This window comes from Paracoccus benzoatiresistens, from assembly GCF_026913015.1.
In the GTDB taxonomy this organism is placed as follows: domain Bacteria; phylum Pseudomonadota; class Alphaproteobacteria; order Rhodobacterales; family Rhodobacteraceae; genus Paracoccus; species Paracoccus benzoatiresistens.
On the sequence record NZ_JAPTYD010000080.1, the window covers coordinates 1 to 12,135 of the forward strand.

The 12,135-nt window shown below is 60.7% G+C and carries 13 protein-coding genes and 1 pseudogene; 9 read left to right on the top strand and 5 right to left on the bottom strand.

Translation table 11 applies throughout. From position 1 onward, the window contains the following. Nucleotides 1-396: 396 nt before the first annotated feature. Entirely contained in the window at nucleotides 397-969 is a 573-nt protein-coding gene (locus OU682_RS21985; RefSeq protein WP_268944339.1) for a hypothetical protein, read from the top strand. Here OU682_RS21985 and OU682_RS21990 read toward each other — a convergent pair. Next, nucleotides 914-1,387, bottom strand: coding sequence for a hypothetical protein (locus OU682_RS21990; RefSeq protein ID WP_268944340.1), 474 nt, complete (start codon nucleotides 1,385-1,387; stop codon nucleotides 914-916). The genes OU682_RS21985 and OU682_RS21990 overlap by 56 nt on opposite strands. A gap of 312 nt (nucleotides 1,388-1,699) precedes the next feature. Here OU682_RS21990 and OU682_RS21995 point away from each other — a divergent pair, with 312 nt between their 5' ends. The 4 genes from OU682_RS21995 to trhA all read left to right on the top strand — a co-directional run bounded on the left by OU682_RS21995 (nucleotide 1,700) and on the right by trhA (nucleotide 5,072). Continuing rightward, nucleotides 1,700-1,954 (top strand): hypothetical protein, encoded by a 255-nt coding sequence (locus OU682_RS21995; protein ID WP_268944341.1) that lies wholly within the window; start codon nucleotides 1,700-1,702, stop codon nucleotides 1,952-1,954. A gap of 294 nt (nucleotides 1,955-2,248) precedes the next feature. Further along, complete coding sequence (locus OU682_RS22000; protein ID WP_268944342.1) at nucleotides 2,249-3,298, top strand: hemerythrin domain-containing protein; 1,050 nt, start codon at nucleotides 2,249-2,251, stop codon at nucleotides 3,296-3,298. Between the two features lie 145 nt (nucleotides 3,299-3,443). After that, complete coding sequence (locus tag OU682_RS22005; RefSeq protein ID WP_268944343.1) at nucleotides 3,444-3,908, top strand: hypothetical protein; 465 nt, start codon at nucleotides 3,444-3,446, stop codon at nucleotides 3,906-3,908. A 450-nt stretch (nucleotides 3,909-4,358) separates the two neighbouring features. Next, nucleotides 4,359-5,072 carry a PAQR family membrane homeostasis protein TrhA gene (trhA, locus tag OU682_RS22010; RefSeq protein WP_268944344.1) on the top strand — a complete coding sequence of 238 codons (714 nt, stop codon included), beginning with the start codon at nucleotides 4,359-4,361 and terminating at the stop codon, nucleotides 5,070-5,072. A gap of 261 nt (nucleotides 5,073-5,333) precedes the next feature. On the opposite strand, the gene OU682_RS22015 is transcribed toward trhA, so the two are convergent. Further along, nucleotides 5,334-5,726, bottom strand: coding sequence for a Phasin (locus OU682_RS22015; protein ID WP_268944345.1), 393 nt, complete (start codon nucleotides 5,724-5,726; stop codon nucleotides 5,334-5,336). A 296-nt stretch (nucleotides 5,727-6,022) separates the two neighbouring features. Between OU682_RS22015 and OU682_RS22020 the strand changes: the two genes are divergently transcribed. The 3 genes and pseudogenes from OU682_RS22020 to OU682_RS22030 form a co-directional block, all read left to right on the top strand. Next, the gene (locus OU682_RS22020) at nucleotides 6,023-6,442 is read left to right on the top strand and encodes a ribbon-helix-helix domain-containing protein (RefSeq protein ID WP_268944346.1); all 420 of its coding nucleotides are present in this window, start codon (nucleotides 6,023-6,025) and stop codon (nucleotides 6,440-6,442) included. A 29-nt stretch (nucleotides 6,443-6,471) separates the two neighbouring features. Then, nucleotides 6,472-7,692 carry an extracellular catalytic domain type 1 short-chain-length polyhydroxyalkanoate depolymerase gene (locus OU682_RS22025; protein WP_268944347.1) on the top strand — a complete coding sequence of 407 codons (1,221 nt, stop codon included), beginning with the start codon at nucleotides 6,472-6,474 and terminating at the stop codon, nucleotides 7,690-7,692. 49 nt (nucleotides 7,693-7,741) lie between these two features. Further along, nucleotides 7,742-8,069: pseudogene (locus OU682_RS22030) on the top strand (Mu transposase domain-containing protein); the annotation flags it as partial. 48 nt (nucleotides 8,070-8,117) lie between these two features. Here the strand turns inward: OU682_RS22030 and OU682_RS22035 are convergent. The 3 genes from OU682_RS22035 to OU682_RS22045 all read right to left on the bottom strand — a co-directional run bounded on the left by OU682_RS22035 (nucleotide 8,118) and on the right by OU682_RS22045 (nucleotide 11,511). Continuing rightward, entirely contained in the window at nucleotides 8,118-8,921 is an 804-nt protein-coding gene (locus OU682_RS22035) for a glycosyl hydrolase 53 family protein (RefSeq protein WP_268944348.1), read from the bottom strand. 895 nt (nucleotides 8,922-9,816) lie between these two features. After that, the gene (locus OU682_RS22040) at nucleotides 9,817-10,650 is read right to left on the bottom strand and encodes an extracellular catalytic domain type 1 short-chain-length polyhydroxyalkanoate depolymerase (RefSeq protein ID WP_268944349.1); all 834 of its coding nucleotides are present in this window, start codon (nucleotides 10,648-10,650) and stop codon (nucleotides 9,817-9,819) included. A 384-nt stretch (nucleotides 10,651-11,034) separates the two neighbouring features. Continuing rightward, on the bottom strand, nucleotides 11,035-11,511 hold the full coding sequence (locus OU682_RS22045) for a response regulator (RefSeq protein ID WP_268944350.1): 477 nt from the start codon (nucleotides 11,509-11,511) through the stop codon (nucleotides 11,035-11,037). A 400-nt stretch (nucleotides 11,512-11,911) separates the two neighbouring features. Between OU682_RS22045 and OU682_RS22050 the strand changes: the two genes are divergently transcribed. Then, complete coding sequence (locus tag OU682_RS22050; protein WP_268944351.1) at nucleotides 11,912-12,115, top strand: recombinase family protein; 204 nt, start codon at nucleotides 11,912-11,914, stop codon at nucleotides 12,113-12,115. Nucleotides 12,116-12,135 lie beyond the last annotated feature (20 nt).

Below are 12,135 nucleotides of genomic sequence, written 5' to 3' on the forward strand. Positions count from 1 at the left end.
ATGGCATCGTCGCTGACGAGGCCAGCCAAAGCCGCGCCGCCTGATCAAGCCGCGTCACCCAAATTCAGCCATAGCTCGCGTCGACCTTCGTCGACCCACAGCCGGAAGCCGGTCGATCAGCCTTCTCGACTGTCAGATCGTCGCCTCGTCCAGAGTGCTCTTTTCGATCAAAGGCTGGTCGGGGGAAAATCGCGCATCCCAGAGTTGCCACTCGTCCCCTTCAGGGAGGTGGCAGAATTTTTATCGTTTTCGTGACAATCATGCACATTGTCCGGCGGCCTTGTGGGGTTGAGCTTCGCTCGGCGTAACACAAGGGCCCAGTCAGCTAAGAATCCGGCATTCCGGGCCTTACTCTTGCAGTCGGTTGCCACGCATCGAAAAACGGAGGCTCGCGCCATGACGCAACGCCGCGCCCATCTGAAAGCCCGTCTTGCAACGCTCTCCTTGATCGCCTGCCTGGTTGCGACACAGGCCGGCGCTCAAGCAGGGGCGAACGATCTTCCCACTGCCAAGGAAATCTGGCGGCACCTGTACGACCCGGCCTCCGAACCAGTGCCCCACCCCGCCCCCAAGCCACTTCCTAAGCCCACGCCGCCGGCTTCAGCCGCGCCCCGGAGCAGTGCGCCTGCCGCAGCAGCCCGGCCGAGTGCCCCTGAAGCCACTGCCGCCGCACCATCCCGAACGCTGGCCGAAGCGCGGGTTGTGATCCACTATCCCGAACGCGGCGGATATGAGCGATCTGAGGAACTGATGCGCCTTCTGCGCATCATGGGCACCGCAGAGGTCGAGACCCGCCCCGTCCGCTATCCGGCCGAGCGGCAGAGCATCCGTTATTTCCACGCAGCAGACCGGGATGTGTCGGGCATCATCGGCGACATGGTAGGCGGAGGCGGTCGGGCGACTGTGTCGGACTTTACCTTTTACCGGCCCTTCCCCAGGAACGGCACGATTGAGATCTGGTTGCCCTAACTCCGCTCATTGTCTTCCCGTTGGTCATCATCTTCATCATCGTCTTCATCGCCATCAAGGTCGTCGCGATGAAGTGTTCAGCCATGATCTCATCCAGGTCCTGGCGGATCTGCCCGAGAGATTCGTCGTCATAGGAGGTGATGTAGAAGTCCGGCTCAATTCGATCCAGAAGCTCGTCGTCCTCATCGTCCTCGAAGTCGCCCACAGCGGCCCGGACTTGAAAGCCGTCACGGTCATCCAGATCATCGACCCACAGGAAGATGATGTAAGGCCTGGCCGTCGAGGGGTCTCGTGCGGCCTGTTCGCCGGTGGGGTCAAGCTCGTTCCAGATCGCCTCGGCAAGCCCGTCGAGCATCGTCTCGTAGTCGTTGGAATTTGCGCTATGGAAATGCTTTGGGTCTGGCCTGGTCTCGGTCATGGAGATCCTCGCTGGCTGATGCTCGGAGCGTCGACCGCGACACTGGTAATGTCAATCGGGGCCGAACTCGCCGGCCAGCATATCCGCCTACAACAGAAACCTTTCTGCCATTGATTTCTGAAGGCCATTGTATCCAGTCCATTAGAACCGCGGCTATGAGAACTTGTCCTTTCAAGCCTTGGCTCTTGTTCTGTGAGCTGTTGCAGGTTGTGGCTGTGATATGGTGACAACATGATTGGGACGTCTCGCACATCAGAACCGTCCCGCAGTGCCGGCTAATATAATGCAGCGATGCATAAAGGAGGGAGACAGGTGCCCACACAAGAAAGGCTGCTCTATGCAAGCGAAAACGGCGACCGCTGGAGCTTGTGTCACGACAGGGACAGCGGGCGGATTGTTGTCCGGCATCGCGCTAACCTTTCCTCCGGGGGCCTCGTCAGCGACATCGGCTTGGGTGAGTTTCTGGTGCAGGGCGGCCTCGGGCCGGAAAAGCAGGAACTGCTGCGCCTGATCGGGAGCCTCATCGAAAGAGAGACAAACGACAGTTCAAACCTTGCGACGTCCTGAGACATACGAACAAAGCGAGCCGTTCCTTAGCAGAGCTGGCCAGGCCAATTGACGTTCACCGTTCGTCGGCTTCGTTCCCCATGGCTGGGAAGCTGGCGATGGAACGCCCATTTTCGCTGCAGAGCGGCAGTATTCGGCCGAGTTAGCTCTCCATTGGACCTTTATTCCTCTGCGCTCTTATAACTGTCATGTTTCATGGTTATGCTGCACTGCAGCAAGGCATTCGTCGAATCCTTGTCGGATGATCCTGCTTGAACGTCCTTGGCAACCAGCATGTGACACGGAGATATTCTCATGACCCTCCGCCAGACAATCCAGGCTGCTTCTGAAAAAGCCGCCGCGTTGTTCACGAAGCTTTCCGAAACCTCGAACCAGGCGGTGAAAACCCGCGAAAGCCTTTATGCGGAACTGAGTGACGAACTTGCCCGCTATGTCGACATCGAGGAACAGCACCTTCTGCCGCTGTTGCACAAGCATCCTGAAACCAAGGATCTCGCCGCAGTTGCCCTGAAGGGCAACAAGGAGTTGCGCGCCTCTCTCGGGAAGTTGTCCGGTCTGCCGAAGGACAACGATGCGTTTCTGGCTGCGCTTGCCGAGGTGAACAAGGGCTTCCAGCAGCACGTCCGCAACGAGCGTAAGGAACTTCTCCCTGCTGTTCTCAAGGTTCTCAGCGATGATGAGGCCGCCACCGTGGCAGCCAACATCGAAGGTACCATCGAAGACGCCGAGACCGCCAAGCGCGACGAGAAGCGCGAAGAGCGGGCGCAAGCCAAGCGTGACGCCGAGAAGGCCGAGCAGGCCGAAGCCGACAAGCGCGCAGCGGCTGCAGACGCCGAAAAGGCCAAGCGTGCTGTTGAGCAGGCCCAGAAAGAGGCGGAGCGTGTTACCCGCGAGGCGACCGAGAAGGTGGCCGATGTGATGGAACGTGGTGCAGCCGCGGTGCAGAACCGGGCGCGCGAAGTCACAGAGGCCCTCACCGAACGGGCCCAGCAGGTTGCCTCCGACACCCAGGAGGCGATGACGATCTACAGCGACTCGGCGCAGAAGATGGCCTCGGACATGCAGACCCTTACGATCTCCTCTACCGCCTCGGTGCAGGCCCTGTCGGATATCGCCTCCGTTTGGTCGGACTGGTTCGGCAAGGCTGCCCGCGCCAATGCCGAATTCTCGCAGCGGCTGGTGCGGTCAAGGACATTGAAGGGTGTCGCAGAGTCCCAAAGGGAGTTTGCAACCACCCTCCTGCACAACTGGATGGAACACCGCACCGCGATGCTCGAGATCACGCAACGCAGCTCGGAGCGCGCCTTGAGTGCCCGCGAGCGGCGCGCAAGCGAGACGGCATAACAGCACCAACTCCTTGCCTTGCGAGGCAGGCGTTGCCGGGACTGCTGGCAGCGGCGCTGTTCTTGCAAGGACATCGCGTAGAAGCAGGACGGCCCCCGGGGTTGTCCTGCCGTCGCGCGGACTGATCTGAAATGGATAACACGTGATGAAAGCCGGAACAGCCGCCTGGACCGACCTGATGACGGCCGGCACCGAGATGGTGGCAACGGGGGCGCGCGCAACCGAGATGATGCTTGCCTCAAGCAGTGTCATAGGAGCGCGAATGACCATCATGAGCCGCGCAGCCTGCCATCCCGCAGAAGGCGATTATGCGGAGATCGGCGACATGATGATGGAGAAGGCGGTGGCCGCCGCGAAGGTCAACCAAGCCCTTGTCGAGCAATGGTCGGCGGTCTTGATCGACACCTCCGAGCAGGCGCAGCACCTTCGCCAGCTGATGCTTGGCGGACGCCCGTTGCACGCAGATGATATCCTGGAACTTGCAGAACGCTGGACGGCGCATGGCATGCGCATGCTCACCCGCACCATGGATGCGGGTGGACTGGCGCTGGCGCCCGTGCATCAGCAGGCCACAGCCAACGCACGGCGCCTGAGCGAGCAAGTCTCATGAGCGAGGTATTGCTGGCTTTGATGATCAGCTGAAACCTGTTTGTAACCAGTAACGCCTCGCCCTCCCGGGCGGGGCTTTTCACAGCCTATGCTCAAGGCTGCCTAAGGCACCTTGTCCAATGCTGTGGATGCTGGTCCTTGATCGAGCCTGTTCGCTGGTCTGCCCGGAGAAAAGGAAGGCAGCGATGGCCTGCCGCCGGTCGATTTGTGGCGCATCCTTGGTGCGGGCTACATCTGATGGGGCGGGTGCTCCGAGAGGAGTTGCACAGAGACACCCTGCTGGCCCAATGCATCGGCGTGGCAAGTCAAGCCAGTGACCCGAAGCTCACATCTTCGCACCCCCGGGGGCAATCAAGCGGGAAGGCTGTTGCTCGGCATTTCCGATCCACGGTGATCTTCCGCCGGTTCCCGGCGTTATTGCCTTGCTTCACTCTCTTTACAGGATACTTCCGTGATCAATCGTCTGCAGCAGCGTACCGGCTACAGCCGCGCCGAAAACCTCTCGGATTTCATTGTTCACGCTGTTGGACTTTCGGCCGCCGTCTTGGCGGTCCCGATCCTCATCATTCGCACTTGGACGCTTGGCAGCGACCCCGCCGCCGTGCTGGGTGTGTCGATCTATGGCGCAGCGCTCATCACCATGATCCTGTGCTCCACGCTTTACAACATGGCACACCCGGATGTCTGGACCGGCATGCTGCGCCGGCTCGACCACTCTGCGATCTACGTAAAGATTGCAGGGACCTACACCCCCTTTGCTCTGCTTTCGCCAAACCCCTCGGGCTGGTTTCTGATCTCGATCTGGGCCTGTGCCGCACTCGGCGCCGCGCTCCGCAGCTTTGCCGACGACCATCTGCGTGGCGCCGCGATCAGCCTTTATCTGGTGATGGGATGGTCAGGTGCAGTCGCTGGCGGCGCCCTCTTCGACGAAATGTCGCCCTGGGTTTTCACCCTGATCCTGGGAGGAGGGCTGATCTACACATCCGGGTTTTTGTTCTACTTGATGCCGCGTCTGCCATTTCACCGAACGATCTGGCACCTCTTCGTGATTGCTGCGAGCGCCGTCTTCTTTGCAGCCGTTGCCACACATGTTCTTGGAGGTCCCGGTGCATCGGCCTCTGGCCCCATGATCGTGGAGCACAAAGCTTTGGCGGCATCAACCTGACAAAGCCTGAGGCGTGAGGCTGCCGATCAGTGAGAGGATCGACTAGGAGGCTCGGCACCGATTGGCCAGCCCGGAGCGCTTCAATGCGCGACCGTCTCCGAAACTCCTGGGCTAACCAGATCAACAGAATTCAGAGGCCTCTTGGCCTCTCGGACAAAGAAAAAGGGCGGCCAAGCCGCCCCTTCTCGATCGTGGATCCGCAGATCACTTCGTAGCAGCGTCCGCCGCGGTATACTTGACCACGGCCAGTGTGTCGCTTTTTTAGGCGGCTTTCTGAGCGTCTAGGACAATGTCCTTGCCTGCGGTCAGCATCAAATTGACCGTGTCCGTCTGAACCGTCTTGGCTATTTCAGCATATGCGGCCATGTGCTCAGCAGCCAGTTCGGCCGAACGCGAAGCAAAATCGCTTACTGCCTTGGCATAATCAGAAGGCTCCTGCCTGACAGCAGCAAGTTCGCCCATGCGGGTGATCGAGTCCTTGGCCCAACGGGCCGAAATCTCGGTCGAACGCTCTGCGGCGGCCAGCGCCACGCGGGCCAGCTTTTCGCCCAGCAGGCTTTGCGACCTCAGGGCGTCCTGGATCGACGACATGTCGCTCGGAAAGCTCGCCATCACGTCCTGCATTGTTTTGGTAAAATCGGGGATCATTGTCATGTCACTCACTCCTGGTGCTGCAGCGATTGAGAGACTGAGGAACGTATCGCCGCGTCCATCCCACACCAGCCATATGAATGCTGCGGTGCAGCATTTCAAGAGGTTTATGTTGCGTTGCAGCGTTAACTGGGGCTTGACCCCAAAGGAGGCCATGCTGCAGTGCAGCATAACGACGCACAAACCATTTCAATGGTTCCCTGCATGCGCCCGAGATTGAGGGACCAGATTGCTGGCTCTTGCTCTTGCGCTGCCAAGATGAACATCCATATACCATCCACATGGATGGAGAATATCAGATGTCAGACAAAGTCGTTCAGTTGCGGCCGCAGGTACCTGAGACCGAGAAAATCACCATCAACCTGGGATATGTCGACCTCGGCCGGATCGATCTGCTGATCCAGGAAGGTTTCTTCTCGAACCGGACCGACTTCATCCGGACGGCAATCCGCAATCAGTTGCGCAGCCAGTCGGAAGAGGTGTCGCGCTCGATCGAGCGGCACAGGCTCGAGGTCGGTCTGCTGGAACTTGGGACTGCTGAATTGGAAGCCGCTCGGGCTGCCGGCGAGACGCTTCATGTCAAGGTCGTGGGCCTCATCCGCATCGCCCCCGATGTCACGCCGGACCTTGCCCTTCAGACAATCGGCTCGCTGACGGTCCTGGGCGCGCTGCAGGCAAGCCGAGAGATCAAGGCCGCTCTGGCCTCACGGATCAAATAGTCGCGCAAGCGGCAGGAAAGGTAGAAAAAATGACCACTGATTACGTTGCGGAGATCCTCCGCGCGACTGGCACCCTGCGGTCCGGTGATCCGGCTGGCGTGACAACAATCGTCCAGAACGCACTGGCACTTGCGGGTCTGCCAGGATCAGGCGGCGGGATGGCTGCCGGCCATCCGACCAGGACCACGCAGATGTCGCAGGCATTGCTGCCGGGTCTGGATCACACTGACCAACATTCCTTCCGAACGGGTCGGCTGCGCAGACCCTTGGGCGAGGTCATCCGGTCTTTGCAAGAAGGCGGAAAGGGGCTGAACCTCGAAGGACTGCCGGGTCTGGGTCGACCTTTGCAGGTTCCGGAGTTGCCGTTGCCTGACGGCGCCCAGTTTCTGGAGGAGCGGTACTCCTGCGCAGCTGGCACGCGCCGCTACCGGCTTTACGTTCCGTCAACCGCGGCAGACCGTTTGCAGGGCCTGATCGTGATGCTGCACGGCTGCACGCAGAACCCGGAAGACTTCGCTGCCGGCACCGGGATGAACGCCTTGGCCGAAGAGCACCGGCTGCTCGTCGTCTACCCGGCGCAGACCGGGGGCGACAATTCCATGTCCTGCTGGAACTGGTTTCGTCCCGGCGACCAGATGCGAGATGCCGGTGAGCCTGCGATCATCGCCGGACTGACGGAAAGCCTTCGCGAGCAGTACGCCATCCCCGGGGACCGGATTTTCGTGGCCGGTCTTTCCGCCGGTGGCGCGATGGCGGTGATCATGGGGGAAACCTATCCGGAGCTTTATAGCGCGGTCGGGGTTCACTCGGGCCTTGCCTACGGCTCCGCCAATGACGTCATGTCCGCTTTTGCCGTGATGCGCGGACAGGCCGGGATCGATCCAGTGCCCTCGAGGAAACCCGCGGCTCGTCCGGAAGAAGGGCCGCGGGTGATCGTGTTTCATGGCAGCGCCGACACCACGGTTCACCCGTCCAATGCCAAAGCGATCGTTGCCGGCAAAGGCGGCACTGCGGGGAAGATCTCCCGGATCGAGCCCGACGCCGCACGTGGAACCCGCGGGTACACGCGCCTCGTCGTAAAGCGCGAGGACGGCACGCATGGGATCGAAAGCTGGATGATCGACGGCGCGCAGCACGCATGGTCCGGCGGACACCCGAGCGGCTCCTACACCGATCCACGCGGACCCGATGCCTCGGCAGCAACGGTGCGCTTCTTTCTTCATGGCGCCTCGGACCTACCCGGCACCTGACAATCGCAGCGGTCATCTCTCCGGGCCAATGGCTCGGAGAGAGCACGGAATGCCAAGCATTCCTGATCTTGCCAGCTTGAATGCCTGGCTGGAGCAGCGTTGCCTCGAGCGGTGGCAGGTGACCCGGCACGCTGCCCGGCACGATCACCGATGTCTGGTCTGAGGAGCGGGCCGCACTGATGCCGCTGCCCCCGGTCTGCGATGGCCTCATCGAGCTGAGCAAACGTGTCTCGCCCACCTGCCTGTTCAGCTTCGAACACAATCGCTATAGTGTTCCGACGTCTTTCGCGAACCGGCCTGTCAATCTGCGGGTCTACCCGGACCGGCTGGTTGTGGCGACCGAGGGCAACATCCTGTGCGAGCATGGCCGCGTGATGGCACAGATCGGGACGAAACTGCCGGCCGTTACACAACACTCGACCCTGTTACACTGCGGTGTCAGCCACCATCTGTGTAAAAGCCGCTGACAGCTCAGGATCGACCGAAAGATCGCTCCGGATAAGCCCGTGGCTCCAACGAGAGTGGGAACGTGGCGCATGCCAGGGCGGGCAGTCGAGGATCGGATACCAGCAGACCCCTGCAATCTCCACCCCTCGTTCTTTGGCAACGGCGACTTCATCCAGCACGAGGCGTAGCCAATGTTTCTTGTTGAAACCAGGATGGCGCCGGTGGTGGACCGGATGCCCGTCATGCCAACTCGTTTCGGACACCATGACGGGTTTGCCATAGCGGCGCCACGTCTTCAGCAGGACCTTCGAAAGAACCGTTCGCGCAGTGTGGGGATAGTAATTGACCCCTACGACATCGACATCGACAGCCGAAACGATCGCATCCGTGGCCGCGAACTGACGCTCACCAATGCCCGTGATCGGATCATTGGTAAGAATGCTGACACTGGGATGATGATCCCGCGCCACCCGCGCCATTTTGATAGCCATGTTCACGGCTTCGCTCACCGGCATGCCGGCTATGAGCGGGTAAAGTGCAGGCTCATTGACCGGGCACAGCCACAGCCGCTCCTTGCTGCAAATGTCGCAAGCGGCTTTTGCGACAATCTGCGCGCAGCGTTCGGGATCTTGATTGCGATGATAGTGGGACAGATCCCAGATGCCTTGAATTCCGGCGCGATGGGCCACATTCAGCCGCTCGAGCGCGTTATGTCCCGGAACCAGCCCGTCTCTGATTGTCAGCAGCCCATGATCGCGGGCAATACGCAGGTGGTCGGACATTCTGTCCGTCGGCGTGTGCCGGGTCGTGCAGAGCAGGTCGTGCCGCCCGCATGGACCAGCCCGCACTCAAAGCCCGCGATCAGGTCAGATCGAAAAAGACGATCCCCAACTGGCAGGGACAGCTGTGTCAGCGCATTCATGGAGGATGTTCAGTTGTTCGGCAGCGGGCTCTAGTTCTGTCCTGTGTAAAGTGCAAGGAGTCGATCGTGCCTCGCACGCGGTGCGGTACGGATTTGATCCTCGCCGACACACGTATTTTTCCGGGACGCTGGAGGCAGCATTCTGGACAACGGCTTGCACCGAAAAGCCTGAAGACACGACGGATGTCGTCTATGGGCTCACATTCTTAACCCGTCTCCTCTGCCATACCCACAATACCGGCTCTACGTTACTGCCGGGTCGGAACGGGTGTTATGGATATCCGGGAACAGATCGCCCCGCCGGCGGTTACGGCCATCCGTGCGGTGATGCTCACGGCCGCGACGGATCGACAAGAAGCACGCATCTTTCTTGCCGAGGCCGCCAGACAACCCCTGTCTCGTGTTCTCCCCGAGGTACAGGCCGCTTGTCTGGCGGTCCTGGGCTGCTATTTTCCGCCACAGCCGAGGCGGCAGAGAGCCGCAACCCATCCGCAGCGGACCTCACGCCGATGCGCGCGCATATGTCCAACATCGCTTTGGTCATGCAACCGGCTCTGTCCCAAACTTTGGCAGGTGAGTGATAAGAGGCTATGATCGGTCTGAGGACTGACGTCCTCAGAGGATGAGCTATGACGGTGTCATTTAAAGGTGCGCACTTCTCCAAGGCAATCATCCCTGGAGCAGCCCCGGCCGAAACCTGCATTCGCTGCAGTGTAGACGAATGTCTTTGATTGGCTCTCTGCGTCGCCAATCCTTTATGCAGGAAACGAACCGCCACGCCGGCGAACGGACAGTTTGTGCCGGAGGAAAAAGCGCACCATAGCCCGCGAGGCGTCCGGCCCGGCCGGATCGACAAAGCGACCGGCGCGGGAGCCTCCGGACCATGCATGCCCTGCGCCCTGGACAAGCCAATGCTCGACGGCGGGACGCCCCTGCCCCACGCGATGCGTGACTTTGGCATAGCCGTGGCCATCCGTGACCTTGCCTCGTGTCTCGGTGCTGCGCAATCCTGAACAAGGCTCGGCTGCCCGGATCGCGGCAAAGCGCGCGTTACGCGGATTGACGATCTTGTCCTCGGCGCCTTGGAAGATGATCGTCGGCACGGCTGCCCGAAGTCGGCTCCCCGGGTTTCCGTGTCTCATGGCAAGCAGGGCAGACGCCTTGTCCCGGGCGGCACCCACCGGAAGCCCGGAATGAGCCCCCACCGCGGCAAAGAGGTCAGGGTAACTATTCGCAAGGACCAAGGCCGCCGATGCGCCGGCTGACAGGCCCGCGACATAAACGCGGGATGGGTCGACGTGATGGCTCCGGATGATCGCTTGGGTCAGGCCGGCGATCAGAGCGGGCTCGCCCGCGTCACGCATCTGATCGCCCGGACGGAACCAGTTCCAGCATCGATTGGGATGCGCCTCGCGCGGCTGCGCCGGATAGACGACGAGCAGCCGGAACTCCTCGGCCAGGGCATTCATCCCTGTGCCCTTGGCAAAGTCATCCGGCGTCTGTCCGCAACCGTGCAACATGATCAGAAGCGGCAGAGGGTCTGGCGAGGAGACCGCGGAGGCAGGCGTATAGATCTTGTAGCGCCGCATACCGTGAGCTCCGTCATGGACGGCTGTCCGAAAGGATGCACCAGATGGGGCTGCCGCCCTGCGGGCCCGCGGCGCAAGGCCCTCCGGCAGCGGCTTGCCAGTTCCACGGGATTTCTTGCTGGCAGATGTGCTGCTTCCGGCCCCCGCGGCAGGGGCCAATGCGGCCAGCTTCATGGCGCGGATCGCTGCCTGACCTGCTGCGGTGGCAACGGCCGCCATCACGGCGCCGGCCGCTGTCACACCCGCTTTCCCGCGATGGGACTTTGCTCTGGATCGAGACCTTTTGACCATGCAGGCATACCTCTATGCAGCGGAAGGTAAGAATAGCTATCCCATAAGAAATATCGCCCAAGCAGGGTTAGGTCTGCTGCCTCCGACGCCAGGCTAGCCTTCGTTCCGCAGATCGGATGGACTGCGCCATGGCTCTCCAAAATCAGGAACGCCTTGGTCTTGCACCAAAGCCATCCTGAGGCGGCAAGGTTGCTGCTGCTCTGGCAGTACTTGCTTCAGGTGATGCTTTACGACAGCCTCGTTGAAGGGCTTCTGGATGAACCTGACATGCGCAGGCAGGTCCCCCTGCTTCGGCAGGTTTGCACCCGCGGCTACAAGAATGCCGATATGCGGCCACCCTGATGCGCAGTACCGTGCCAGACTAAAGCCGGTCATTGTACCCGAGGGCATCTCGACGTCCGTAAAAAGCAGGGTAATGCCATGACCGCGTTTGGAGAGGATCTCCAAGGCATCCTCGCACTTTGCCGCCGCAAAGACGCGAAATCCGGCCTTGGCCAGGATTGCCTGAGCGTTCATCCGGAACAGCGGATTGTTATCCACGACCAGAGCATAGAAGGCGAAAGGGTCCATGATGTGCTGCTCGTCTTATGCCTCTTGGCTGAAAGGCATGAGAGCCGGTCCCGGTTCCACGTTCAAAAGATGGCTTAAAATGCTTGCCCCTTCTCACTTAAAACGTACAAAACACGATTTTTGCGGATCACAGGAGGCTATCTGGACTGCTCCACATCCTTAGGGGCAAGAAGCAGCCTGGTAGGCAGTCTGTCGTCGGTGAAACCTTGGGTCGCCGTACAAGGATCAGAGAATCCGCTACAGAAGAGCCACGATGTCGCTGTATTTGCTGTGCCGTGATTGAGGACAGGGCCTCCGCCGTCCCTACCCCATCCTCCCAAAATGTTCTTCAAACGACCGTTTACTCGCGTCCTGTCGTTGTGTAATGGCGCGCCGGAAGTATCGGCAACGGAGGCCCTCCATGGCTTTGATCGGCTATGCCGGGGTCTCGACCCTCGAACAGACGCTTGATCCCCAACTGAGGGAGTTACGCGCCGTCGGCTGTGACACCATCCACGAGGAGCAGGCCTCTGGGGCCGACCGCACGCGCCCTGCCCTTTCGCGTCTTCTGGCGACGATCAAGCCTGTCGAAACAAAGCGACGTCGTGGGCGCCGATCTGGTTGAAGTCGCCTTGGCATATGATC